This window comes from Pseudomonas sp. YH-1 (genome assembly GCF_051990045.1).
GTDB classification, from domain to species: Bacteria; Pseudomonadota; Gammaproteobacteria; order Pseudomonadales; family Pseudomonadaceae; genus Pseudomonas; species Pseudomonas nicosulfuronedens.
This window is the reverse complement of sequence record NZ_CP178184.1, coordinates 4,827,079-4,851,781: the sequence shown is the minus strand read 5'-3', so window position 1 is coordinate 4,851,781 and position 24,703 is coordinate 4,827,079. Positions and strand designations below refer to the sequence as shown.

At 66.7% G+C, this 24,703-nt stretch carries 23 protein-coding genes; 11 read left to right on the top strand and 12 right to left on the bottom strand.

Features of this window, described 5'->3' with window-relative positions:
* Window positions 1-7: 7 nt before the first annotated feature.
* Window positions 8-916, bottom strand: a complete 909-nt coding sequence (locus ACKI1H_RS22130) for an alpha/beta fold hydrolase (protein ID WP_440466331.1) — start codon at window positions 914-916, stop codon at window positions 8-10.
* Between the two features lie 212 nt (window positions 917-1,128).
* The gene (locus ACKI1H_RS22125) at window positions 1,129-1,989 is read right to left on the bottom strand and encodes an SDR family NAD(P)-dependent oxidoreductase (RefSeq protein ID WP_440466330.1); all 861 of its coding nucleotides are present in this window, start codon (window positions 1,987-1,989) and stop codon (window positions 1,129-1,131) included.
* Between the two features lie 340 nt (window positions 1,990-2,329).
* Between ACKI1H_RS22125 and ACKI1H_RS22120 the strand changes: the two genes are divergently transcribed.
* The 3 genes from ACKI1H_RS22120 (at window position 2,330) to ACKI1H_RS22110 (ending at window position 4,611) form a co-directional block, all read left to right on the top strand.
* Window positions 2,330-3,352, top strand: coding sequence for a GlxA family transcriptional regulator (locus tag ACKI1H_RS22120; RefSeq protein WP_440466329.1), 1,023 nt, complete (start codon window positions 2,330-2,332; stop codon window positions 3,350-3,352).
* Between the two features lie 109 nt (window positions 3,353-3,461).
* Entirely contained in the window at window positions 3,462-4,385 is a 924-nt protein-coding gene (locus ACKI1H_RS22115) for a 2-hydroxyacid dehydrogenase (RefSeq protein ID WP_440466328.1), read from the top strand.
* Window positions 4,386-4,485: 100 nt separating this feature from the next.
* Window positions 4,486-4,611, top strand: coding sequence for a hypothetical protein (locus ACKI1H_RS22110; protein WP_440466327.1), 126 nt, complete (start codon window positions 4,486-4,488; stop codon window positions 4,609-4,611).
* A 3-nt stretch (window positions 4,612-4,614) separates the two neighbouring features.
* On the opposite strand, the gene ACKI1H_RS22105 is transcribed toward ACKI1H_RS22110, so the two are convergent.
* Window positions 4,615-5,457 carry a LysR family transcriptional regulator gene (locus ACKI1H_RS22105; protein WP_138520983.1) on the bottom strand — a complete coding sequence of 281 codons (843 nt, stop codon included), beginning with the start codon at window positions 5,455-5,457 and terminating at the stop codon, window positions 4,615-4,617.
* Window positions 5,458-5,574: 117 nt separating this feature from the next.
* Between ACKI1H_RS22105 and ACKI1H_RS22100 the strand changes: the two genes are divergently transcribed.
* Entirely contained in the window at window positions 5,575-6,066 is a 492-nt protein-coding gene (locus ACKI1H_RS22100; protein ID WP_138520982.1) for a DinB family protein, read from the top strand.
* A 4-nt stretch (window positions 6,067-6,070) separates the two neighbouring features.
* Here ACKI1H_RS22100 and ACKI1H_RS22095 read toward each other — a convergent pair whose 3' ends face one another.
* From ACKI1H_RS22095 to ACKI1H_RS22085, 3 genes are read right to left on the bottom strand one after another with little or no spacing between them, the layout of a single operon-like run.
* Window positions 6,071-6,850 carry an ABC transporter ATP-binding protein gene (locus ACKI1H_RS22095; RefSeq protein ID WP_440466326.1) on the bottom strand — a complete coding sequence of 260 codons (780 nt, stop codon included), beginning with the start codon at window positions 6,848-6,850 and terminating at the stop codon, window positions 6,071-6,073.
* The gene (locus ACKI1H_RS22090) at window positions 6,847-7,911 is read right to left on the bottom strand and encodes a FecCD family ABC transporter permease (protein ID WP_440466325.1); all 1,065 of its coding nucleotides are present in this window, start codon (window positions 7,909-7,911) and stop codon (window positions 6,847-6,849) included. Before ACKI1H_RS22090 ends, ACKI1H_RS22095 begins: the two co-directional genes overlap by 4 nt.
* Entirely contained in the window at window positions 7,908-9,053 is a 1,146-nt protein-coding gene (locus ACKI1H_RS22085) for an ABC transporter substrate-binding protein (protein WP_440466324.1), read from the bottom strand. Before ACKI1H_RS22085 ends, ACKI1H_RS22090 begins: the two co-directional genes overlap by 4 nt.
* 189 nt (window positions 9,054-9,242) lie before the next feature.
* Here ACKI1H_RS22085 and ACKI1H_RS22080 point away from each other — a divergent pair, with 189 nt between their 5' ends.
* Together ACKI1H_RS22080 and ACKI1H_RS22075 are read left to right on the top strand one after the other, a co-directional pair.
* A complete protein-coding gene (locus ACKI1H_RS22080) occupies window positions 9,243-9,965 on the top strand; it encodes a response regulator (protein WP_440466323.1) in 723 nt (240 codons plus the stop codon).
* The gene (locus ACKI1H_RS22075) at window positions 9,965-11,341 is read left to right on the top strand and encodes an ATP-binding protein (RefSeq protein WP_440466322.1); all 1,377 of its coding nucleotides are present in this window, start codon (window positions 9,965-9,967) and stop codon (window positions 11,339-11,341) included. Before ACKI1H_RS22080 ends, ACKI1H_RS22075 begins: the two co-directional genes overlap by 1 nt.
* Before the next feature lie 344 nt (window positions 11,342-11,685).
* On the opposite strand, the gene ACKI1H_RS22070 is transcribed toward ACKI1H_RS22075, so the two are convergent.
* Both ACKI1H_RS22070 and ACKI1H_RS22065 read right to left on the bottom strand, forming a co-directional pair.
* A complete protein-coding gene (locus ACKI1H_RS22070) occupies window positions 11,686-13,956 on the bottom strand; it encodes a TonB-dependent receptor (RefSeq protein WP_440466321.1) in 2,271 nt (756 codons plus the stop codon).
* 193 nt (window positions 13,957-14,149) lie between these two features.
* Entirely contained in the window at window positions 14,150-15,364 is a 1,215-nt protein-coding gene (locus tag ACKI1H_RS22065; protein WP_138520975.1) for an MFS transporter, read from the bottom strand.
* Window positions 15,365-15,563: 199 nt separating this feature from the next.
* Here ACKI1H_RS22065 and ACKI1H_RS22060 point away from each other — a divergent pair, with 199 nt between their 5' ends.
* From ACKI1H_RS22060 to ACKI1H_RS22050, 3 genes are all read left to right on the top strand, one after another.
* Entirely contained in the window at window positions 15,564-16,259 is a 696-nt protein-coding gene (locus ACKI1H_RS22060) for an alpha/beta fold hydrolase (protein ID WP_440466320.1), read from the top strand.
* Between the two features lie 57 nt (window positions 16,260-16,316).
* On the top strand, window positions 16,317-16,709 hold the full coding sequence (locus ACKI1H_RS22055; RefSeq protein ID WP_138520973.1) for a GFA family protein: 393 nt from the start codon (window positions 16,317-16,319) through the stop codon (window positions 16,707-16,709).
* A gap of 129 nt (window positions 16,710-16,838) precedes the next feature.
* Window positions 16,839-18,776 carry a tyrosine-protein phosphatase gene (locus ACKI1H_RS22050; protein WP_440466319.1) on the top strand — a complete coding sequence of 646 codons (1,938 nt, stop codon included), beginning with the start codon at window positions 16,839-16,841 and terminating at the stop codon, window positions 18,774-18,776.
* A 228-nt stretch (window positions 18,777-19,004) separates the two neighbouring features.
* On the opposite strand, the gene ACKI1H_RS22045 is transcribed toward ACKI1H_RS22050, so the two are convergent.
* Both ACKI1H_RS22045 and ACKI1H_RS22040 read right to left on the bottom strand, forming a co-directional pair.
* Entirely contained in the window at window positions 19,005-19,994 is a 990-nt protein-coding gene (locus tag ACKI1H_RS22045) for an AraC family transcriptional regulator (protein WP_440466318.1), read from the bottom strand.
* Between the two features lie 117 nt (window positions 19,995-20,111).
* Window positions 20,112-21,620: a winged helix-turn-helix domain-containing tetratricopeptide repeat protein gene (locus ACKI1H_RS22040; protein WP_440466317.1), complete on the bottom strand. Its 1,509-nt coding sequence runs from the start codon at window positions 21,618-21,620 to the stop codon at window positions 20,112-20,114.
* A 108-nt stretch (window positions 21,621-21,728) separates the two neighbouring features.
* Between ACKI1H_RS22040 and ACKI1H_RS22035 the strand changes: the two genes are divergently transcribed.
* The gene (locus ACKI1H_RS22035; RefSeq protein WP_440466316.1) at window positions 21,729-21,944 is read left to right on the top strand and encodes a DUF1127 domain-containing protein; all 216 of its coding nucleotides are present in this window, start codon (window positions 21,729-21,731) and stop codon (window positions 21,942-21,944) included.
* Between the two features lie 3 nt (window positions 21,945-21,947).
* On the opposite strand, the gene ACKI1H_RS22030 is transcribed toward ACKI1H_RS22035, so the two are convergent.
* A complete protein-coding gene (locus tag ACKI1H_RS22030; RefSeq protein ID WP_440466315.1) occupies window positions 21,948-22,433 on the bottom strand; it encodes a GFA family protein in 486 nt (161 codons plus the stop codon).
* Between the two features lie 130 nt (window positions 22,434-22,563).
* Between ACKI1H_RS22030 and ACKI1H_RS22025 the strand changes: the two genes are divergently transcribed.
* Window positions 22,564-23,466, top strand: coding sequence for a LysR family transcriptional regulator (locus tag ACKI1H_RS22025; protein ID WP_138520968.1), 903 nt, complete (start codon window positions 22,564-22,566; stop codon window positions 23,464-23,466).
* 4 nt (window positions 23,467-23,470) lie between these two features.
* Here ACKI1H_RS22025 and ACKI1H_RS22020 read toward each other — a convergent pair whose 3' ends face one another.
* Entirely contained in the window at window positions 23,471-24,652 is a 1,182-nt protein-coding gene (locus ACKI1H_RS22020) for an iron-containing alcohol dehydrogenase (RefSeq protein WP_440466314.1), read from the bottom strand.
* Window positions 24,653-24,703: the final 51 nt, after the last annotated feature.

Sequence of the window (24,703 nt, the reverse complement as noted above, 5' to 3'; positions counted from 1 at the left end):
GCCGGCGTCAAGGCGAAATGAAGGTTCGAATGGCCTGGATCGTCTGCGCCGGCGCCTCTTCCATCAGCCAGTGACCCGCACCGGGCACCACCACTTCGGTGACGTTGTCGGCGGCATTGCGCATGACGATGGCTTCATTGGCGCCGAAAGACTTTTCCCCCCCGACGGCAAGCACCGGCATCGTCAGCCGTGTCTTGTTCGACACCTCGTTGTCCAGTGCATCCTGGCGAATGCTGCGGAACTGCGAGAAGGCCGCGTGCATCGCGCCGGGGCGCGCATAGAGTTTGGCGTAATGCTGCCGGGTAGCCTCGTCGACCTTGTGCGGGTCGCCGGCGAACTCGTTCCAGAATCGATCCAGGTAGATGCGTTCGCGTCCGGACACCAGCCGCTCCATGTCGGCGCCGCCGAAGTCGAAGTGCCAGAGCATCGGCGAGCGGACGATGTCATTCCACGGCGGGATGCCGGGCACCGGAGCGTCCATCACCACCAGTCGCTCGGTCTGCTGCGGATAACGCGCCGCATAGGCGTAAGCCACCATGGTGCCGATGTCATGCCCGATCACGACGGAATGCTCGATGCCCAGCGAATCCAGCACGGCGCGGACATCGCCTGCCTGGGTCTTCTTGTCGTAACCGCTGGCGGGAATCGATGACAGGCCCATGCCGCGCAGGTCCGGCACCACGACGGTGTGGTCCTTGGCCAGGTCCTTGGCCAGCGGCGCCCACATGTCGCCGGTATCGCCGAAGCCATGCAGAAGCACCACCGCCGGCCCACTGCCGCCGACGCGCACGTGGATCGTCGTGCCGTCTACGGCAATGTTCTGGGTCCGGAAGGAGGAGGGGAAAGCCACGACGCCGGCCTGGGCCGGAATACTCAGGATCACCAGCAGGGATGCAGTCAGCAGGGAGCGGATCATGGTGAACTCTCCAGGGGTCGACTGGAGGAGCGTAGCCCGGTTTGCTATGACCACACGGGGCTGTTTCTGACCTTTGCCTGCCGGACCTGGTACTGCTGCTGGAAAGGGGGCGCTGCGTCTCGTCGCATGGCGGGGCGTTCAGCGCTTGCCGGACGCCACTGAAGAAAAAGCCCCGGTGCAAACCTGGGCTTTTTCCATTCCGGCACCGAGTCTCAGCTGTCGAGTCGCTGCACGGCTCCCGGATCGATATCGGCATGGCCGTTGAGGGTTCGCTCCTGGGCCAGACGTGCGCCTTCGGCGGCGGTGAGGGTGAACAGTCGCTCCGGATCGACGCTGCGCAGGTGCAAGGCGATCTTTTCGGTTCCCTCGGCCACTTCGATACTGCGCACGCCAGCTGCCAGCCCTTCGACGATGCGCCGGGCAGCTTCCTCGGCGGGCATGCCGTTATCGATATTCACGTCGGAGCGGCCGCGACGGGCACCGTCGCCACCCAATGCGTTGACCGCTACACCGGTGCGCACCGAGCCGGGCAGGATTACGCTGACACCAATGCCATGGGCCTGTTCCACCTCGGCGCGCAAGGCTTCGAAGTAGCCGATCACGGCATGCTTGGCCCCGCAGTAGCCGGTACGCAACGGAGCGCCGACCTTGCCGGCTACCGAGCTGACCACCGCCAACTGGCCTTTACCCCGAGCGACCAGGCGCGGCAGCAGCAGTTGGGTCAGGGCCACTGGCGCGAGGTAGTCGACCTCCATCAGCTCACGGTAGACCTCGAAGCGAGTATCCAGGGCCAGGCTGCGCTGGCTCACACCGGCGTTGTTGATCAGGCAGTCGACATGCCCCTGCCAGGCCCAGGCCTGCTCCACCACGCTTGGCAGCGCGGCGTAGTCGGTACTTTCGAAAGGCAGTACCAGGGCGCGCTGCGGCGCCTGCTCGGCGACGGCTTGCAGCGCGGCTTCACGCCGGCCGGAAAGAATGACACGCGCGCCCTGTTGCAGAAGCAGGCGGGCCAGGGCCTCGCCAATACCGGAGGAAGCCCCGGTGATCCAGACCACTTGGTGATTGAAATCCATGTGCCACTCCTTCTGTTGAGTCGCTGCAGTCTAGTGTGCGCCGTGTCACTCGCCCCATGGCCGCGCCGGCCAAAGCGCTGGCCCTGCAGCCAGGCAGCGGCGCAGGATGGAATTGGCAGGACAGGCTTTGGCGAAGTCCTGCAACCGGAGTGCGAAGCGTGGCGCGGAGGATTGAGCTGTTGCAAGCGAGGCACCGGCACAAGGAAGACATGGTCGGGCGTGGGAGCGCTTGTATAATCCCGATGCACAAGAGGCAGGGTCGGCTCCGAACCGGGTTATCGCGCAGTTGCTTGCCCGAGCCGCAGCGCCAGCCAAGAAATATTCCCAGAGGCAGGCAGCGGTGGAAAGAAGGCAATTCAGTGAGTCCATGCAGGGGCAGAACCTGCGCTTTGTCGATGACCGCAAAGGCGAGCCGCAGCGCCAGCGCAAAGTCGGTTTCGTACTGCTGGAGAACTTCTCGCTACCGGCCTTCACCCAGGCGCTGGACACCTTGGTCACGGCCAACCTGATCCGCGAAGGCGCTTTCGCCACGCGGACGTTCAGCCTCGACGGCGAGTCCGTAACCAGCGACCTGGGGCTGGTCATCTGCCCGGCGGCGGCGCTGGAAGGCAAGCACCTGGACATGGACCTGCTGGTGGTCTGCGGTGGCCTGCGCACGCCGCTCAAGGATCTGCCGGGCCTCAGCCGCCTGCTGCAGCTTGCCGACGAACGCGGCATCGCCCTGGCCGGCCTGTGGAACGGCGCCTGGTTCCTCGGCAAGGCCGGGCTGCTGGACGGCCGCAAGTGCGCGATACACCCGGAGAATCGCGCTGCACTGGCAGAGGTTGCGCAGCACAGCGTGGTAACTGCCGAGAGCTACATCCTCGACCGCAATCGCCTCACCGCCGGCAGCCCGACCGGTGCCTTCAACCTGGTGCTGGAGTGGATTCACAACCTGCACGGCCGCGAACTGGTGGAGGGCATTGTCGACATCCTTGCCTTCGAGGAGTCGCGCTACCGCCGCACCCGCCCGGCGCTGCACGAGAAGATGACCCAGCCGCTGCGCGATGTGCTCAACCTGATGAGCGCGAACATCGAGGAACCGCTGAGCACGGACCAGCTCTCCGAGTGCGTGGGGCGCTCCAAGCGTCAGCTGGAGAGGCTGTTCCAGGAACAACTGGGCACTTCGCCGGTGCGCTATTACCTGGAGCTGCGCATCACCGAGAGCCGACGCCTGCTGCAGCATTCCGACCTGTCGCTGGTGGAGGTGGCGCTGGCTTGCGGTTTCGTGTCGCCCAGCCATTTCAGCAAGTGCTACACCTCGTTCTTCGGCCACTCGCCATCGAAGGAAGTACGCTTCGGCTGCGTCCGCTCGGCCAAGTGAGCGGGGCGGGTCGGTCTGCGGGCCCGCAGTACTTCGCCAGTGGTATGCCTCGCGCTGGCCGGCTGGTTAACTGGCCGGACGTGCAGAGAACAAGAGTGAGGAACAGGACGTGATCTTTCTTTACAACGCCGAGCCCGAACATGCCGATACGTGGCGAACCCTGCTGGCCGCCCAGGTGCCGGACCTGGAGTTCGTCGAAGGCTTCGAGGCGGTCGACCCGGCGCGGGTCACCTACCTGCTGACCTGGAAGGCCGTCGCCGATACCGAGCGCTACACGAGCCTGCGCGTCTTGTTCGCGGCGGGCGCCGGAGTGGATCAGTTCGACCTCTCCAGAATCCCCGAGTCGGTCGCGCTGGTGCGGATGGTCGATGACTCCCTGGCGGACATCATGGCCGAGTTCGTGGTGATGTCCGCGCTGGCGCTGCACCGCGAGATGCCGGCTTACCGTGTGGCCCAGGCCAGTCAGGTCTGGGAGTCGCTGAGCATCCTTCCGGCATCGTCCAGCCGTGTCGGCGTGATGGGCCTTGGCCAGCTGGGCCAGGCCTGCCTGGCCCAGCTGCGGCACCTGAAATTCCAGCTGCTGGGCTGGAACCGCTCGGAGCGGAACATCGACGGGGTGAAGACCTACACCGGTCCCGACGAACTCGGGAGCTTCCTGTCCCAGTGCGACATCCTGGTCAACCTGCTACCGCTGACCGACAGTACGCGCGGCATCCTCAACCACGAAACCCTGACGCAATTGCCCAAGGGCGCCGGGCTGATCAATGTCGGCCGGGGCGAGCACGTGGTGGAAGCCGATCTGGTCGCGGCACTGGACGCGGGGCAGGTCAGCGCGGCAATCCTTGACGTCTTCCAGCAGGAGCCATTGCCGGAGGGGCATCCGCTGTGGTCGCATCCACGCGTCTGGGTTACCCCGCACATCGCCAGCACCATGCAAGTGGAAGGCGGTGCGGCGGTGGTGGCGAAGAATATCCTGCGCGACCTCGCAGGCGACGAGCTGCTGCATACCGTGGATCGTCAGGCGGGCTACTGAAGCGTTTCGCTTATCACTGAAATAGCCGGCGCGCGCTGTTTGTCCCGAACGGCACTTTCGATACTGGCGGCTCCCAATTGCCGCCCAGGAAGTGCTGTTCATGGACCGCGACCCGATCGAACCCCGCGATTTCGCTTTCACCCACTTTGCCGCCGTCGCCCTGTGCGGTTCGCTGATCGTCGCGCTGGCGTTGTTCCTGGCGCGCGTGGGTGTGCTCCTGCACTGAGGCTCAAGCGGCGATGGCCTGGCTCAATGTGTCGATCAGGGCGCGGGTCTGGGCGTCGCGATGGGCGCTGTAGAGCACCACGTCGCGGGGCGGTAGCTCCGGCAAGCCGAAGCGCTCCCGTACATCCAGGCAGCCTGCCGGTGCCATGCGTTCGACCATGGCGCCGATGCCGATACCGGCAGACACCGCCGCGCCGATGGCGAGGATCCCCGAGCCGACGAAGGCCTCGCTCCAGCGGCGACTCTGCGTCTGCAGCGCGGTTTCAACCATGCTGCGCATACCGCAGGGCGCCGGCTGGATCGCCAGGGGCAGCATCGCACCTTCTTCCAGCTCGAAGGACTCGGCGGCCATCCAGCCGAAGCGTTCGCTGCCGATCACCTCGCCATCCTGGCGGCGGTTGTCGTGGCGAAGGATCAGCGCGATATCCAGTGCGCCTTCCTCGTAGCTCTCCAGCATCTGCCGCGAGGTGCCGAGGCTGAAGGCCACGATTACTTCCGGATCGGCCAGCGCCAGACGTCGCAGCCAATGGCTCAGGTCCGCGCCGAGGATGTGATGGCTCACGCCGATACGCAGGGTGCGGCGCGGTGAATCGAAGCAGCGCAGCGTCTCGTCGTAGCTCGCCAGCAGGCGGCGCGCGCTGGGGAGGAATACCGAGCCGTGGGCCGACAGGGTGACGCGGCGCGGCGTGCGTTCCAGCAGCGGGCGGCCGAGGGATTCTTCCAGGCGCTTGATCTTCAGGCTGATGGCTGCCTGGGTGGCACCGGTGACTTCGGCAGCGCGGGTGAAACTCTTCAGGTCGGCGACCAGCAGGAAGGCGCGGATGGCTTCTATATCGGGGTTTTTCATGGCAGCGAATCGTCCTTGGGGCTGTTGCCAGTCTGGCAGCAGGACCGAAACAACCCAAGCCCCGGATGCGCTAGAGTGCCGCCTTCCACTTCAACGGCCGCTGACCAAGGAGTTGCGATGCTGACCCAGGCCTTCGCCTACAAATGCTGGTCGGACCGCCGGGCGCTGGACGCCATCGCCCGGATCGACCGCGAGCGCTTTCCCGAGGAGCACGCTTTTGCGCTCCAGCAGCTCAACCACATGGCCATCGTCGAGGACCTGTTCCGCGCGCGCCTGAGCGGCGAGACGGACCCGCACCCGGCCACCAATACCCAGGCAGTACCCGGCTACGACGAACTGCGCGAACGCCTGCTGACTTCCGGCCAGTGGTACGTCGAGCAGTTGGCCGCGCTGACCCCGGACTGTGCGCGGGAGGTCATCCGCTTCCGCTTCACGGATGGTCGCAGCGGTAGCCTGACCCGCGAAGAGATGTTCTTCCACATCCTCAACCACGCTACCTACCACCGCGGTTCCATCGCCCGCGCGCTGGACCAGGCCGGCGTGGCGCACCCGGCGGACACCTACACGGTGTTCGTACACGCTACCCAGCCGGAGCGCCGCGAGGGCTGAAGGCTCAGCAGGCTACCTCGTCGATGATGATCTGCAGTGTCTGCCGCGAGCAGCGCTCCACCCGCGCCTGTACACCATAGACCTGGCTGAACAGCGGCGGCGTGAGGATCGACTCGGCGGTGCCCGCTGCCACCTGCCGGCCCTGGTGCAGCACCGCCAGCTGATCAGCGTAGCGCGCGGCGAGGCCGATATCGTGGAGTACGGCGATGGCGATCAGGCCGTGCTGACGCACCTCCTCCTGCACGCACTGCATGACCCGCAGCTGGTAGTTCAGGTCCAGCGCGCTGGTGGGCTCGTCCAGTAGCAACACCTGCGGGCGTTGCGCCAGCAGCTGGGCCAGGCTGACCATCTGCCGCTGGCCGCCGGAGAGGCGGTCCAGGCGCTGATCGCGCAGGTGCAGGATGCCGACCCGACGCAGCGCTTCAAGGGCCGCCGCTAGAGGGTCGGCGCGGCGCAAGGTGTCATCGAACGGGTTGACCCGCAGGCTGGCGAGCAGGGCGTCGAGTACGCTCAGGGCGATGCCGCCGGGCAAGTGCTGTGGCATGTAGGCGATGCGCCGGCTGCGCTCGCCGACGGACAGCGCGGTCAGTGAGTGGCCGTCGAGGCTGAGTTCCCCACGCACACGCTCCAGCCCGGCGAGGCCGCGCAACAGTGTCGACTTGCCCGCGCCGTTGGGGCCGATCAGGGCGGTGAGGGTGCCGCGTTTCAGCTCCGGCAAGGTCACGCCGTGGACGACCGTGTGACGGCGGTAGGCGACCGTCAGGTCCTTCGCGAGTAGGCTCATGCGTTACGTCCTCCCCGGCACACCAGCACGACGAATACCGGCACGCCGACCAGCGCGGTGACGATCCCCACCGGGACGATCAGCCCCGGCATCAACAGCTTGCTGGCCACCGACGACAGCGACAGCAGCAGCGCACCGACCAGGGCGCTGGCCGGCAGGTAGAAGCGCTGGTCCTCGCCGATCAACAGCCGCGCGATATGCGGGCCGACCAGGCCGATGAAGCCGATGGTACCGACGAAGGCCACCGCGCACGCCGACAGCAGGCAGATGCGCAGCAGGGCGAAGCGACGCAGGCGACGCACGTCCACGCCCAGGCTACGGGCGCGGTCCTCGCCCATGCGCAGCACGGTGAGCCTCGAGGCGGCGGCCTGGGAGAAGGGCAGGCAGAGCGCAAGTACCAGCGCCAGCGCACCGGCCTTGTGCCAGTCGGCGCGGGCGAGGCTGCCGAGGGTCCAGAACACCAGCTGTTGCAGCACGTCTTCGCTGGCCATCATCTGCAGCAGCGCCACCGCCGCGTTGCAGCTGAACACCAGGGCGATGCCGAACAGCACCAGGCTTTCCACGCCGCCGCCGCGCAGGCGCGAGAGCAGTTGCAGCAGCACCAGTGACAGACAGGCGAAGATGAAGGCCGCCAGTGACACGGCGGCGTTGGCCGAGAGCCAGGCGTTGCCCAGGTGGAAGAAGATCGCCAGGGAGGCGCCGAGGGCGGCCGAAGACGACACGCCGAGGGTGAAGGGGCTGGCCAGCGGGTTGTCGAGGATGGTCTGCATTTCCGCGCCGGCCAGTGCCAGCGCGCCACCCACCAGCAGCGCCATCACCGCGTAGGGCAGGCGCACGTTCCAGATGATTACCCGCTGGCTTGGTTCCAGCTGCGCCGGGTGCAGCAGGCCATGAAACAGCTCGGCAGGTGTCAGCCCGGACGGCCCGCTGAGCAGGTCCCAGGCCAGGGAGCCCAGCAGCAGGGCAAGCAGCACGACCAGCACCGCGCCACGGCGGCGCAGTTGCAGCTGGCGCTCACGGCGCGCCAGCTGCAGGTCGATCTTGTCGACGGCAACGTTCATTCAGGCTGGCCAGCGTCGATCCAGTAGGTGCCGTCCAGCCCGATGCGCAGGAAGTCCTGGTTGATCTGCGCCTGGGTTTTCGCCGGGTCCAGGTCCTGGAAGCGTTCCGGATGGACCCAGCGGGCCATGGCCTCGATGGCGAGGATGTTGAACGGCGAGTTGTAGAAGTCGTGCCAGAGGCCATGGGCCTTGCCATTGCGGATGGCGTCGAGGCTGGCGAACTCGGGGCGTTGCAGGACTTTGCCCAGGCTCTCGCGGGCCTGCTGCTGGCTGACGCCGGCGCCCAGGATCAGCCCCGGCTGGCGGTTGCCGGTGGCGATGTAGATATCCGGTTTTGCCGACAGCGCATACTCCACGCTGATGTCGCCCAGCGCACCGGGTACTACGCCGGCCGCGATGTTGCGTCCACCGACGGTGTCGATCACGCTGCCCAGCCCGCTCTTGCCGGTGGTGTGGCCCGGCGCCTGCCAGACGCCGGCCAGCAGTTCGAGGAACACGCTGGGCTTGTGCGCGTCATCCAGGCCGGCTACGCCATCGCGAATGCGCTGCAGGTGGGCGTCGTAGAACTTCAGGTACTGGTCCGCCTCGGCCTGGCGCCCGAGCGCCGCGCCCAGCGCGGTAAGGCTGGTGCGCACGCCCTCGATGGGATGCACGCGGAAGTCGACGAACACCACTGGCACGCCGGCGGCGGCGAGGATGTCGGCGATCGGGCTGTGCTGGGTCGGGCCTTCGCCGGCAATGCTGAAGACGGCGAGGTCCGGCTTCAGCGCAAGGATCTGCTCGGCGCTGACGCTCTGCTCCGAGGCCTGGCCGATCAGCGGGATCTGCTTCACCTGGGGGAAGCGCTGGGCGTAGACGTCGAAGGTGTGCGGGTCGAGCAGGCGCACATCGTTCTGCCAGCCGACCACACGCTGGAACGGGTTGTCGCGGTCGAGCAGGGCCAGGGCGAAGAACAGCCGGCCTTCGCCCAGCACCACGCGCTGGGCGTTGCCGCTGATCTCGACCTTGCGCCCGAGCACGTCGGTGACGGTGAGAGCCTGGGCGGGCAGGGCGAGGCCGAACCAGCCGAGGCAGAGCAGGGCGAGGGTGGCAAGGGAACGGCTCAGACGGGAACGGGAAGCGCTAGACGACAGGAAGGGCATGCGGAACGACCTGGGCATGAAGTAGAATTAATCGCATTTGCAAAACCACTCTACCGCTGCTGCTGCGGACGATCTGGACGGCTTTGTATTGGGTCGGCGTGAAATCCCGCGCCACAACATTCCATTACATTTGCGCCGTGCAGCCCGCGCCGACAGCCGGAACGATAGCGACCCACCGCGAGCTCCCCGATGTCCAGGCCAGACCACATCCTCGTCGTCGACGACGACCCCGAGATCCGCCAGCTGTTGGCCGATTACCTCAAGGGCATGGGCTACCAGGTGTCCGCCGCCGCCGATGGCCGTGAGATGCAACGCCAGCTCGAAGTACAGCCGGTGGACCTGGTGGTGCTCGACCTGATGCTGCCCGGCGAGGACGGCCTGACCCTGTGCCGCGACCTGCGCGCGCGCAGCGACGTGCCGGTGATCATGCTCACCGCGCGCGGTACGCTGATCGACCGCATCATCGGCCTGGAGATGGGCGCTGACGACTATCTGCCCAAGCCCTTCGACCCGCGCGAGCTGCTGGCGCGGATCAAGGTGGTGTTGCGTCGTGTGCAGAGCTTCCCGCAGCGCGCCCAGGTGGACGAGGCGGCGATCCTGCGCTTCGCCGGCTGGGAACTGGACACCCGCGCCCGCCACCTGCGCTCGCCGGCCGGCCTGAGCATTGCGCTGGCCGGCTCGGACTTCCGCCTGTTGCGCCTGCTGCTGCAGCATCCCAATCGGCCGCTGAGCCGGGACTTCCTGCTGCGCCAGGTGTTCGACAAGGAGCGCCTGCCGTTCGACCGTGCCGTCGACGTCTGCGTCAGCCGCTTGCGCCAGCACCTGGAAGATGACCCGAAGTCGCCGAGGCTGATCCGCACCGTGCGCAACCAGGGCTATATGCTCACTGCCGAAGACGTGGTCAGCGCCTGATGCGTCTGTGGCCGCGCACGCTGTTCGGGCGGCTGGTGGTGATCCTGGTGGGCGGAATGATCGCCGCCCAGGTACTCACCGGCAGCATCTGGTACGACGTGCGTCACACCCAGGCGCTGGAGATTCCCCTGCGTCTGGCGGCTGCACGGCTGACCGACCTGCAACACCTGCACCAGCGCCAGCCAGGTGATCTCCAGCAGGCGCTGGAGGCGCTTGACCGGCCGGGGTTCGAGGCGCGCCTGGTGGATTCGGCGGATGAGCCGGATGGCTCCTTCGACCCGGCGGCCGAGCGCCTGCTGCGTCGCGCCGTTCACGATCAGGGTGGCGACGCTCAAGGCCTGCGTCTGCTGCGCGTCGAGCTACAGGATGGTGCCGAAGAGCGCAGCCGACTTAGTGGGCTGTTCACCGGCAATGGCGCCAAGGCACACCTGCTGCTGGAAGCGCCGCTGGACGATGGCCGCTGGCTGCGCATCGCGATGATCGAAGGTCAGGGCTGGAGCAGCCAGTCGACCCTCGACGTGGCGCTGGACTACCTGTTGCGCCTGTACCTGCTGCGGATCATCGTCGTCGTGCTCCTGGCGTTGCTGGCGGTACGCCTGGCCATCGGCCCGCTGGACAAGCTGGCGCGTGCCGCCGAAGCACTGGGCCAGGACATCCAGCGCCCGCCGCTGGTTGAAGAAGGTCCGCTGGAAGTACGCCGCGCGGCCCGCGCCTTCAACGCCATGCAGCAGCGGCTGATCCACAGTCTTGGCGAACGCATGCGCTTTCTGGCTGCGGTGTCCCACGACCTGCGTTCACCGATCACCCGGCTGCGCCTGCGCACCGAGATGCTCGACGACGAGACTGCGCGACAGAAGATGCGCAAGGACCTCGACGACATGGAAGGCATGGTCACCGCCACCCTGGATTTCATCAGTGGCAGCGACCTGGACGAGGCGCGCCAGAACCTCGACGTGAATGCGCTGCTGCAGAGCCTGCAAGCGGATTTCGAGGAGCACGGCGAGCAGGTTTCGCTGTCCGGTCGCGCGCTGCAACCGCTGGCCGGATACCCGCTGAGTCTGCAGCGGGCGCTGCTCAACCTGCTGGAGAATGCCATCCGTTATGCCGGTGGCGCCGAAGTCGAGGTTGAGGACAGTACGCAGGCTCTGTGCATCCGTGTGCTGGATCGCGGGCCGGGGATTGCACCAGAGCAACTGGTGCGGGTGACCGAGCCTTTCTATCGCCTGGAACAATCGCGCAACCGCTCCACCGGCGGCTATGGATTGGGATTGAGCATCGCCCAGACCATCGCCGCGGCTCACCATGGCCGGCTGGAGCTGCGTAATCGCGAGGGAGGTGGGCTGGAAGCGACGCTGGTGTTCGATCGCGGCGCGTAGGGCGTACAACCGTTCGCGGTTGTACGCCGATTATGCCGCTGCGGGGTGGGGCGGCGCTCAATGGCGGCCTGCTGAAACGGCGTATAACGCCGAGCGTTATACGCCCTGCGGTCTGCCGCTTGATCGGGATGGGGTCGCGAACCTGCCCACCGGGTTTCCGGGGAGGGAGTCCTGATGGCGGACAGGTTCGCGGTTGAAAGGCGTGTTGGCGGCTTTTTCGGCGTCGTGAATGTTCCGGCCTTCACCTGTAGGAGCGAGCTTGCTCGCGAACCTGCACGGCAGGTCGCCAGGCTGTTCGCGAGCAAGCTCGCTCCTACGAAGAGCCGAGCGGGGCGGCTGGTGGGTCAGAACGAATAATCCGCACTCAGCACGGCACCGCGGCTCGCGCCCGGCACGCCGTAACCGCGGCCGTTGTATTGGCTCCAGTAGTGCTTGTCGAACAGGTTGTTGACGTTCAGCCGCAGCTGCACGTCCTGGGTCGCCTGCCAGCTGAGCATGGCGTCATGCACCACGTAGCCGGGCACGGTGCTCTGGCCGGCGCGGGTCATGGTCGAGCCCAGGCCGGGGTAGATCTTCACGTCGTCCACGTAGCGCACGCCGTAGCTCAGCGCCAGGTCGTCCGGCAACTGCCAGGTGCTCCACAGGCTCAGGGCGTTCTGCGGGGTGTTGGCCAGTTGCACTCCCTTGTCCGAGCCGTTGTAGGGCTTCAGCAGCTTGCTGTTCTGGTGCACGTAGGCGGCGTACAGCGACCAGTTGCGAGTGATGTTGCCGCTGGCGGACAGCTCGATGCCGCGCACGCGCTCCTCGCCGCCGGTGTAGGCGGAAAGCTCCTCGTCATCGATGTAGGTCAGCTGGCGCTTGGTCTCGAACACGTCGCCGTTGAGGGCCAGCTGGCCGTCGAGGAATTCCCACTTGCTGCCCACTTCGTAGGTCTTGCCGCGGTCGCCCTTGGTCGAGGCGATGCTGCCGGTCTGCGCCACGGCCAGCACACCCGAAGGTTGCTTGGCGTTGGCGTAGCTGACGTAGAGGCTGCCGTTCTCCACCGGCTTGTAGGTCAGCGCGGTATGCACGCTGGTGAGCTTCTCGTTCTGCGAGGAGCTGCCCTTGTCGACCCAGGCAGCGCTCTGGCTGGCGCGGGTTTGGCTATTCAGTACGCGGGTGTCGAAATGGTCCTGGCGGGCGGCCAGGTGCAGCTGCCAGTGCTCGTCGAACTTCAGGGTGTCGAGCAGGTAGAACGCCTTGTCGACCTGCTCCACCGACTGCTTGGCGGAAGTGTAGGTGTCCAGCGCATAGGGGTACTTCGACCAGTCGTTGCTGGCTACCGGCAGGTTGCCCATGGTGGTCCGACTGGCGGCGGTGAGCGCACCGGTCTTCGAGTCCAGCGTCTGCTTGCTCAGGTCGAAGCCGCCGACCAGGGTATGGCCGATGCCGAAGGTGTCGAGGCGCCAGGTCAGGTTGGTCTGGTTGCTGTAGGTGTCGTTGGTCTGCTCGCGCAGCGGTGTGTTGATGTTGCGCCGGTAGATGCCCTTGCCGGCCTGGATGCCGGGCGCGCCGGCGTTCGGGTCGCCGCCGGGAGTGGTGACGAAGAAGTCATGGTCCAGGTGGAACCAGGTGAAGCGGCTGTCCAGGCTCAGGGCGTCGTTGAAGTCGTGGGCGAACTTCAGGTTCACGCGGTGCGATTCGTTGTTCTCGTAGTCGAGGTTGCGCCAGCCCCAGTAGCTGCTCCAGCTGGCGCCGCCGGCGCGGTGCGGCGAGCTGCCGTTGCTGCCATTGACCGTGGGGATGCCGTAGTCGGGCGTGGCGCTGTCATGCAGGTATTCGTAGGCCAGGGTGACGCGGGTGTCGGTGCCCAGGCCCAGTGCCAGGGAGGGGGCGAAGCCGTAGCGTTCGTCGCCGATCCAGTCGCGGCCGTCGGTGCCGGTGTTGGCGCCCAGCACGTTGACGCGGAACGCTGCACCTTCGCCGAGCCCGTCGATGCGGTGGTTGACGTCCAGCGTGCCGCGCTTGAAGTTCGCCGTGCCGACGCTACCGCTGAGCAGGTTGAAATCGTCCAGCTGCGGGGTCTTGGTCACCAGGTTGACCGCGCCGCCAACGGCACCGACGCCCCAGGCCGCGGTGCTGGAGCCCTTGAAGACCTCCACGCCCTTGGTGTTGAAGAAGTCGTCGCGGGAGTACTTGGCCGGGTCGCGTACGCCATCGCGGTAGATGTTTCCGTCGGCGTTGAAGCCGCGGATGGTCAGGCTGTCGCCCACGCCACCGCCGCCCTCGCCGGAGTTGAAGGTGATGCCCGGCACGTTGCGCAGGGCGTCCTTCAGGCTCTGGGCGTTCTGCTCCTTGAGCAGCGTCTCGGAGAGCACGGTAACGCTCTGCGGGGTATCGCGCAGCGGTTCGCTGTACTTCGCCGAACTGGCGTGGTCGACCTTGTAGGGGGACTCCCGGGTGGCCTGCACGGTGCTGTCGGGCAGGGCCAGGGCGTCCTGGTCATCGGCAGTGGGCGGTTGATCTGCCCAGGCGCTCAGCGGGATCGCCATGAAGGTGGCGAGGCCGACGACAGGGGCGAGGGTCAGGGATGGCTCGGAACGGGTGGCGGGGGTGAGGTTCAAGCGGGACGACATGGACGGAAAGCTCTCCGGCAAATGCGAGTTATTTGCATTGCGGAAAGGCTAACAGTGATGGCCCGTGGCCCAGGCGGCGTAAATGTATCGCCGACGACGCTCAGGGCGCTTTACAACAATCCATTACATTTGCCCAGGCACGAACGGCCGGGCGGAGGGTCCGCCGCCGGCTCCGGGGCCGGCGGCAGGGCGGTTACGCTTTCTTTTTGGTGGACGGCAGCAGGATGGTGATGCAGCCCATCAGCGGCAGGAACGAGCACAGCGTGTAGACGTACTCGATGCCGTGGATGTCGGCCAGGTGGCCGAGGAAGGCCGCGCCGATACCGCCGAAGCCGAACATCAGGCCGAAGAACACCCCGGCGATCATGCCGACGTTACCCGGCACCAGCTCCTGGGCGTAGACCACGATGGCGGAGAAGGCCGAGGCGAGGATGAAGCCGATCACCAGGCTCAGCACGCTGGTCCAGAACAGGTCGACGTAGGGCAGCGCCAGGGTAAAGGGTGCGACGCCGAGGATGGAGAACCAGATCACCGCCTTGCGGCCGATGCGGTCGCCTACCGGGCCGCCGAAGAAGGTGCCGGCGGCCACCGCGCCGAGGAAGCCGAACAGGTAGAGCTGCGAGCTGGCCACCGAGAGGTCGAACTTCTCGATCAAGTAGAAGGTGTAGTAGCTGGTGAAGCTCGCCATGTAGAAGTACTTGGAGAACACCAGCAGCGCCAGTACCACCAGGGAGGCGGTCACCCGGCCCTTGGACAGCCCGTGGGTGGCGACGCCGCCGGCCTTGAGCTTGAACAGGTTGAGGTGGTGGCTGTACCAGCGGCTCAGGCCCCAGAGCACGCCGACGAGGAACACCGCGAACAGGCCGAAGTAGGCCACGTTGCCCTGGCCGTACGGAATGATGATGGCCGCTGCCAGGAGCGGACCGAAGGCGCTGCCGGCATTGCCGCCGACCTGGAAGGTGGACTGCGCCAACCCATAGCGCCCGCCGGAGGCCAGGCGCGCGATGCGCGAGGTTTCCGGGTGGAAGGTCGAGGAGCCGATGCCCACCAGCGCCGAGGCCAGCAGGATGGCGTGGAAGCTGCCGACGAAGGCCAGCATGAGGATGCCGATCAGCGTGCAGACGCTACCCAGCGGCGCGAGCCAGGGCTTGGGATGGCGGTCGGTGTGGTAGCCGACCCAGGGCTGCAGCAGCGAAGCGGTGAGCTGGAAGGTCAGGGTGATCAGGCCGACCTGGGTGAAGCTCAGGCCGTAGTTGGCCTTGAGCACCGGGTAGATCGACGGCAGCACGGCCTGGATCAGGTCGTTGGTCAGGTGGGCGAGGGCGCACGCGCCGATCACGCGCATGACCAGCGGGCTGGCCTGGCTGGCCACGGACGGCGTGGCCAGGGGGGAAGCGGTGGTAGACATGGGACTCCGGGGCAGCAAGGTGTGGCGCGCGGGCAGGGCGCGCCGGGTTCTACGTATTGGGAGGCCTATGCTAGGCGGGCGAGCCCTGGCTGTCTCACGCGATCCGGACGACGAATATCGCGAAACGGCCAAATCGGCCGGCCGAGTCGCCGATCGGCTATGCTCGCGGCCCCGTCTTTATCCGGAACAGACCGTTGCCATGTCACCCGCCGTCACCCTGCGTGTGCCCTTCGAGGGCCGTGAGCTGCATGCCGATACCCTGACGGGCGCTTCGCCCTTGCACCTGTTCGGCATCCACGGTGGCGGCGCGAGCAATCGCTCGGTGTGGAACGGCCTGCGCCAGTCGCTGTGGCAGCGTGGCGTCGGTTCTACCGCGCTGGACTGCGTCGGCCACGGCAGCACCGGCGGGGTGTTCGCCGAATCCTCCTTGCAGCGGCGAAGCCAGCAGGCGCGCTCGGTGATCGAGCATGCCGGCGTGCGTCCCACTGCATTGGCCGGCATCAGCATGGGCGCCTACAACGCCTTGCGGCTGAGCGAGGAACTGGACGTGCAGGCACTGATCCTCATCGTCCCCGGCATCTATACCCCCGAGGCCCATGAAGTGCCTTTCGGTCCCGACTTCTCGACCATCATCCGCCGCCCGCGCAGCTGGATCGATAGCGACGCCTGGGACATTCTCGGGCGCTTTCGTGGCCGGCTGCTGGTGATCGCCGGCGAGCAGGACAGTGTGATTCCCCTGGAAATTCCCGAGCGCCTGCATGCCGCCGCCGGCCGGGCCAGCCAGCGCGAGTTGCTGGTGGTGCCGGGCGCCGGGCACAAGGGATTGCTGCCGCAGCTGCTGGACAATCCGCAATGGCGTGCCTCGCTGCTGGCATGCGTTGGTCTGCAGAACTGAGCCTAGCTCGATGAGCTGCTAGGGTGTCAGGGCCACCTGACTTCCGAGGAATGCAGCATGGAAACAGTCACCGGCGGTTGCCTGTGCGGGAGCCTGCGGATCGAAGCCACGGGCCGGCCCTATCGGGTCGGCATCTGCCATTGCCTGGACTGCCGCAAGCACCATGGCGCGCTGTTCCATGCGTCGGCGATCTTCCCGGCGAGCGCCGTGCGCATCGAAGGTGATGCCCGCGAGTACGCCGGGCGCTGCTTCTGTCCGCGCTGTGGTTCCTCGGTGTTTGGCCGCAGTACCGACGAGGTCGAGGTAAACCTGGGCGCGCTGGATGAGCAGGATCGGTTACAGCCGACCTACGAATTGTGGACCTGCCGGCGCGAGGCCTGGCTGCCAGCCTTTCCCACGGTGCATCGCTACGAACGCGACCGTGAGTCCGGTGGACGCCGCGAAGACTAGCCGCACGGACAGAAAACGCAGCCCACGGACAGATCGCGCGCCCATTTGCGCTGGGCGCCGAACTGTCACATTCGGGTCTGGAACGCCCTCAATAGTAGCCCCCGCCAACAAGCTCAAAGAGGCTACATCGTGTTTCATCGCGCCCTGCTTTCCGCTTCCACCATCGGCCTGTCCCTGCTCAGCCTGTCCATCGCCTCGGCCTACGCTGCCGAGACCTATACGCTGGACACCCCGCGGCTGACCGGCATCGACAACTTCCGCGACCTCGCCGGCACCACTACCGCCTATACCACGTCCAACGACGGTGTGATGCGCTCCGGCGTGTTCTACCGCTCCAACGCGCTGACCCCCAAGGGCACGGACCTGGCGGTGCTGAACAGCCTGGGTATCAGCAATGTCTATGATCTGCGCACCCCCAGTGAAATCGCCGGTACGCCGGACACCCTGCCGGCCGGGGCGGCCTACCAGAACATCGATATCATCGGCAGCACCACCTCCGGCGCCAACGTCACCAACATCTCCTTCACCAGCGCCGCCCAGGCCGTGGAGATGATGGAGGAGACCAACCGTGCCTTCGTCAGCGACGCCGGCATGCGCGGCCAGTTCACCACGCTGTTCAACGAGTTGGCCGCCGCCGACGGCGCCGCGCTGTTCCACTGCACTGCCGGCAAGGACCGCACCGGTTGGACAGCCGCCGTGCTGCTGAGCATCGCCGGGGTGGACAGCGCCACCATCATGGAAAACTACCTGGCCACCAACGACTACACGGCGGCGCGGGTCAAGGCGACCCTGGCGATGCTGCCGGCCAGCATGGCTGCGATCTACGAGCCACTGCTGGGCGTGCAGGCGAGTTACCTGCAGGCCGGGCTGGACGAGGTGGCTGCCGAGTACGGCACGATGGACAACTACCTGAAGGAAGGCCTCGGCCTGTCCCAGGAAACCATCTACGTGCTGCGCGGCAAGATGGTCTACTACAGCTCCTTGCCGGGTACCGCCGGGCTTTCCGGCAACGCCGCCGCCGGTGCCCAGCTGCTGACCCAGTTGCAGAACAGCAGCCTCTCCGGCGACTACACCGCCTACAACTACTACCTGCAATCGGCCATCGACGCGGGCACCCTCGGCGGCGTCGAGTCCATCGTCGGTGGCCAGGTGCATGCCGACGCGGCCAGCTACCTGCTGCGCCAGGACGCGCTGATCGACAAGGCCGCCGCCCCCTATGCCAGCGGCGTCGACCTGAAGGCCGGGCAGACCCGCCTGTGGACCACCGCGCTGGCCGGCTACCAAGGCAACTCCGCCACCTCCAATGCGCAAAGCAGCAATGAACACACCCAGGGCATGATGATCGGCGTGACCCAGCGCTTCTCCGACCAGCTCAGCGGCAATGCCGGCTTCGGCTACAGCAAGGGCAGCGTCGGCGGCGCCGGGGGTGACGTGGATACCGACCTGACCTTCGTCCGTGGCGGTGCGCGCTTCGCCCTCGACAGCCTGGAGCAGGGACTTTTCTTCGACGCTGACCTCAGCTACGGCTGGCTCGACTACGACAGCAAGCGCGACATCGGCGGCGGCCTGGGCAAGGCCAAGGGCGACACCAACGGCAGTCTCAGCGGTGGAAGCCTCGCGCTGGGCTATCGCACGGCAGTGTCCACCGTCACCCTGGAACCGAGCATCGGCCTGCGCTACAGCCACCTGGACCTGGATGGCTTCCAGGAGAAAGGCAGCGAGCTGGCGCTGGACGTCGACGACATCAGCGAGAACCGCCGCAGTGCCTACGCCAACCTCAAGGCCTCGTTCGCCGCAGCAGAACTGGGCGGCGGCTGGCAGATGGTGCCGGCGCTGGAAGTCGGTTACGACCATGCACTGGGCGACTACAAGGTCGATAGCGAAGGCCAGTTGCTGGGGTTGGACATCTCCCAGCGTGCCGCCTTTGACAACCGCGATCAGTTCAGCGGTGCGTTCAGCCTGACCGCCAGCCAGGGCGACTTCAGCATCGGTGCCGAGGTTGGCGCGCTAGGTGGCAGCGGCAGCCATGGTGCCAGCGGTAGCCTGAAGGCCAGCTACCAGTTCTGATCGGCGTCGCCATGGGCAAACGGCCCGCCGCGTTCCGCGCGCCGGGCCGTTTGCTTTCAGAGCGCAGGCCGTGGTGGCGCGAAAATAGCGGGTTGCGTAGGTGCTGGATGCTTGGGAGCTGTCTGGTAGGAGCGAGCTTGCTCGCGAAGCGGGCCGAGTACGAAGGGCGAATAACGCCCCCAGCGTTATCCGCCGCTGCGGCGGATAACCCGTTCCGGGTTATGCGCCCTACGCAGGCACCGGCAGGCTCTTGCGCAGGTCCGCAGGACTCATGCCGTAGGCACTCTGGAAGTACTGGCAGAAGCGCCCGACGTTGCTGAAGCCCAGGGCCAGGGAGATCTCGCTGACCGACTGCGCGCTGTCCTGCTGCAGAGCGTCATAGGCGCGCTGCAGGCGCACTTCGCGCTGGTAGGCGACGATGGAGCTGCCGACGAAGCGGCGGAATCCTTCCTGCAGGGCGCGCAGGCTGACGTTGGTCAGCTCGGCCAGCTCGCTGCCGCTGACCATCGCGTCCGGATGCTCCTGGATATAGTCCATGGCCAGCTTCACATGGCGTGGGGCGATCTGCGGGGTGGGGCGCTTGAGCGCATCGCTGTAGTTGTGCGGCCAGATTTCCAGCACCGAGTCCACCAGCATTTCCTGCAGGCGCGCCGGCATCAGCGCGCTGGAACTGATCAGCAGGTCGAACTCGTTGCCGGTGGCCATGGCGACGATGGCCTTGATGCCCTGGAAGGCCTCGTTGCTCAGGTCCACCCGTGGCTGGAAACGCACCTTGTGGGTGATCGGCCGGCCCAGCAGGGTGGCCAGGCGACGGGCGAACAGCGAGCGACGCACCGACAGACCGTGGTGCGCGTGGCCGTCGATGAAGCCGACCGAACGCACCGAAGTCTTCTCCATGGCCAGCCCAACGCTGGGCAGGCCGACGCTGTCGCTGCACTGGTTGAAGACGACCCGCCCGGCGCTGGGGAAGATGAAGGTGATCTCATCATCCAGGGCAGGCATCTCGGTCAGCAGGTCGCCACGGAAATTCAGGCGGCGGAAGCTCACGCCCTCGTAGCGGCCGTAGACTCCGCCGATGGCGATGGGCTTTTCGGGCCGAGGCATCCCTGAGTACAGGTTGCCGAACATCCGTGAGTAGAGCTCGCCGAAATCGTCGGCGGTCATGTTGTCCGAGCGGATCAGGAACGGTCGGCGGGTGTGGCCTGTATCTGCGTTCATCGGTCTTCTTCTGGCAGCGGCGGGCGTCGTTCCGCTCGCCGGGAGCGTATGGGCGGACGGTGGCCGTGCACTCTAGCGATGCCGGATGACAGCCTTGTGATGGCCCGGCTCGGAGGGTCAGTCGGGTAGTCCCGCCTTGCGGAAGCCTTCGACGAAGTGTTCGCGCACGGCGGTATCGCGCAGCGGTTCGGTCGCGACCCAGTGACGGATGGTGAAGTCCGGATTGCCGACCAGGAAAAACTCGGTTTCCGCGCGGGCTTCATCCAGCCGGCCCAGCTGCGCGAGGCTGGCGGCGAGGAAGCGCCGCGAGCTGCTGCGGTAGGTTTCGTCGCGGCGCAGGGTCTGGAGCGCGCCCTGGTAATCGCGCGCCGCGTACTGCGCCTGGCCCAGCGTCAGGTAGTACCAGCCGGCGGGGAAGGGGTTGAGGCGAAAGGCCCGGCGGATGTGCTCCAGGCCTTCGTCGATGCGCCCGGCCAGCACCCTGACGTCGGACAGCGCCGTCCAGGCGTCGGCGTCGTTGGGGTCCAGTTCGATTGCCCGCTGGAACTGCGCGTCGGCTTCGCTGTACTGGCGCTCATAGGTCAGCAGGTACGCCAGGCTCCAGCGGCAGCCCGAATCGTTCGGGTCGATGCTTACCGCTTCGCGCGCCTGTGCCAGGGCGGTTTCGCGCTCCAGCGGGGTCGGGCCGCCGCTGTGTATCCAGCCCATCCAGTGGTTCATCGCCAGCCAGCGCCGCGCCTCGGCGTACTGCGGGTCGAGGGCGATGGCGCGGCTCAGCATCAGGTGCGCTTCGCGCGCGGCCAGTGGCGAATCGTCCATCAACTGGCGGGCGCGCACGCAGAGTTCATAGGCCTCCAGACTCTTCGGCCGGTTGCGCGGCAGCGGTGTGCGCAGGTGGCCGAGCAGGGCCTGGATGATCTGTCCGGTGACCTGGTCCTGCAGGTCGAAGATATCTTCCTGTCGACTCTCGAAACGCTCGGCCCAGACGTGTTCGCCAGTGCTGGCGTCCACCAGCTGGGCGTTGATCCGCACGCGCGCATCGGTACGCCGGGCGCTGCCTTCGAGCAGATAGCGCACGCCCAGTTCGCGAGCGATCTCGCGCACGTCCATGGCCTTGCCCTTGTAGGCGAAGGCCGAGGTGCGGGCGATGACGAAAAGCCCGCCGACGCGCGATAGCTCGGTGGTCAGGTCTTCGGTGAGGCCGTCGGCGAAGAGGGCCTGCTGCGGATCGTCGCCAAGGTTGACGAAGGGCAGCACGGCGATCGAGGGTTCATCCGGCAGGGCCGGCAAGGTGCGCGGCGCTTCTTCCAGGCGTTGCACGGCAGCGCTGAAGCGGTAGCCGACACGGGGCACGGTGGTGATCCACGAACCACCTTCCGGCGCTTCGCCGAGCACCTTGCGCAGTTGCGCGATCTGTACGGTGAGGTTGCCTTCCTCGACCACCAGCCCCGGCCAGGTGGCATCCATCAGCTCGGCCTTGGTGCGGATTTCGCCCGGCCGCTCCAGCAGGGTCAGCAGCAGGTTCAGCGCGCGAAAACCGATGGCGACGGGCCGCTCATCGCGCTTGAGGAGGCCGGCGGGGCCGTCGAGCACGAAGGGGCCGAAAGCCAGACGCGGTTGCTGCATGACGCCCCCCTTTGCAAGTTTTTGGAAGTGTTTGGCGCCGCTTGAGGACGGCGCTCCAGGCGACCGCCATGCTCGGCCCCATGGGACACGAGTCGAACGGAGGCTGCCATGAACGATACTCCCCGCCTGCTGCTGTCGAAAGCTTCCACCCGGCCGTTCAGCCCACTGGCGTTGCTGGAGCTGTTGAGCCTCTGGCAGATGCGAACGCGGGTTCGTCGCCAGCTCGCCACCCTGGCCAGGGCCCATCCGTACCTGATCGACGACATTGGCCTGACGCGCCGCCAGGTGGCGCTGGAGATCGCCAAGCCGTTCTGGCGCGCCTGAAGCTCACCGCTCCAGGTCGAGACGCTGATGCCACTGGGCGATGGACTCCTGCGGGTAGTCGTAGAATTGCAGGTCGTGCGGACCGGCTTGCACCTCGACCCAGTCGGCCTTCGACCGCAACAGCAGATGGGTGTGTTCGGGCGGCACTGGCAAGGGCGTGTCGATGGCCGAAGCGAAGGGGTGGATCAGCTCCGGCCAGCGTGAATCGTAGAGCCACAGTCCGCTGCCGCACTGGCTGCAGAAATGCCGTTCGGCGCCGCTGGTGCGGGTGCGCTGGCCTTCCTCGCGGATCTTCGCGTGGTAGATGCTGATGTGCTTGCGCCCGCGTACCTTGAGGCTGGCGGCATCACCCCCGAGGTTGATCGCGTAGCCACCACCGCCCTGGGTCTTGCGGCAGATCGAGCAGTAGCAGCGCTGGTAGGGGTAGGGATGAGCGCTGTGCAGGCTGAAGTGCACGGCGCCGCAGTGGCAGGAACCTTCGAGCAGCATGGCTTCTCTCCCTCAGGGATACCTGAACAGGGGCTCGCGGGCGCGCCGGGGATTCCATCGGATCGCCCCCGTGGGACTGGCCGTCCCCTGTGCAGTAGACTAGCCGCCCGCCCAGCGCCGGACTCTGCCCATGCTCAGGAATTTCACCGACCTCGATCTGCGCCTGCTGCGTATCTTCGCCTCCGTGGTGAAGTGCGGCGGCTTCACCGCGGCGCAGGCTGAGCTGAACATGAGCCAGTCGAACATCAGCATGCACATCGGCAGCCTGGAAAAGCGCCTGGGCTATCGGTTGTGCGAGCGCGGCAAGGGCGGCTTCCGCCTGACGGCGAAAGGGCAGCGGATTCTCGAAGCATCCCAGGCGATGTTCGATGCCATCGGCCTGTTCCGTGACCAGGCCCAGGCGCTGTCCGGTCAACTGGTCGGTGAGCTGTACCTGGGGCTGGCGGACAACGTCACGACCCTGCCGCAGGCGCGCTTCGACGAGACCCTGGCGGCCTTCCACGGGCGCGAGCAGGACGTGCAGCTGAACCTCTACGTGAACTCGCCCACGGAGCTTGAGCTGGCGGTGATCGACGGCCAGCTGGACCTGGCGATCTCCTACTTCAGCCGGACCCGGCCGACCCTGGATTACCTGCCGCTGTACACCGAGGAGATCGGCGTGTTCTGCGGCGAGCGCCACCCCCTGTTCACGGCGCGCAAGCCGACGCTCAAGCAGATCGCCGACTACAACTGGGTGCGCCATGGCTTCCTGCCGGCGGACCAGGAACTGCCGTTCCGCCCCGAACGCAGCAGTGCCACCGCGCATCACATGGAGGCGGTGGCGCATTCGGTGCTGGCCGGCACGCACCTGGGCTACCTGCCGACCCACTACGCGAACATCTGGGTCGAGCGCGGGCGAATGAAACCGCTGCTACCGGAAAAGCTCTGCTACGAGGTGACCCACAGCATGATCACCTATGCCGGGCGGCCCCGCAGCGAGGCCGCCCGTGCCTTCATCGAAGACCTGCTGAGCGTGCACGGCCTCCCGGCTTGATGCCTCAGGCGAGCACGCCGTTGACCGCGTTGAGGTAGATGCGCGAGTAGTCTTCGGCCAGCAGCGGCAGGGCGTTGGTTTCGGACGACGAAATGTCTGCCACTGCCTGCTCGCCGACCCATTGCGCATCCTCGCCAGTGAGGCCCAGCTCCTTGAGCGTATGGGGAATGCCCACGGCCGAACGCAGTTCCAGCACCCAGCCGAGCAGGCCGTCGAAGCTCGCTTCCGGCAGCTCCAGGTAACGGGCGAGACGCGTGGCGTCGGCTTCGATGGCGCTGCGATTGGCCACCAGCAGGTACGGCAGCAGCACCGCGTTGAGCAGGCCATGGTGCTTGTGGTGTTTCGCGCCCAGCGGGTGCGCCAGGGCATGCACGCCGCCCAGTCCCTTCTGGAATGCCACGGCGGCGCTGGCGGAGGCCACCAGCATGCCTTCGCGGGCGGCCAGGTCGGTGCCGTTGTGCACGGCGCGTTGCAGGTGCTCCTTGACCAGACGCACGCCTTCGATGGCGACGCCAGCGGACATCGGATGGTAGAGCGGCGAGAACAGCGACTCCAGGTGATGGGTCAGGGCGTCCATGCCGGTGGCGGCGGTGAGCGACTTCGGCAGGCCGACGGTCAGCGCCGGGTCGAGGATCACCGAGTGGGCCAGCAGCTCGCGATGGCCGACGACGATCTTGATGCCGCGCGCCGTATCGGTCAGTACCGCCTCGCGGCCCAGCTCGGAACCGGTCCCGGCGGTGGTGGGAATGGCAATCAGTGGCGGCAGGTCGAGGGCAGGATGGTCGCCCAGGGTCGGGTAACGCTCGATCAGTTGCGACCATTCGAAGTTATGCAGGCCGTTCGCATCGCGACTGAGCAGGGCGATGCCCTTGGCCGCGTCCAGCGCGCTGCCGCCGCCCAGGGCGATCAGCGAATCGTGGCCGCCTTCGGCCAGAGCTCCGGCTCCGGCGGTGACTTCCTCCCGTGCGGGATTGCTGGAAAAACCGTGGAACAGCGCGTAGTCGATGCCGGCGGCTTCCAGGCGGCGGCGTACTTCGTGCAGCGGCGGCAGTTCGAGCATGCCGGGGTCGGTGACCAGCAGCGGCTTGCGCATGCCGGCCAGGCGGCAGCGTTCGGCCAGTTGATCGAGGGCTCCGACACCGCAGAGGATTTCCGTGGGGTAGTTCCAGTAGTTCAGGGTGGACATGACAAGCTCCGGATTTCAGGCATGGCCCGCCCGTGCCGGCTTCGACGAAGC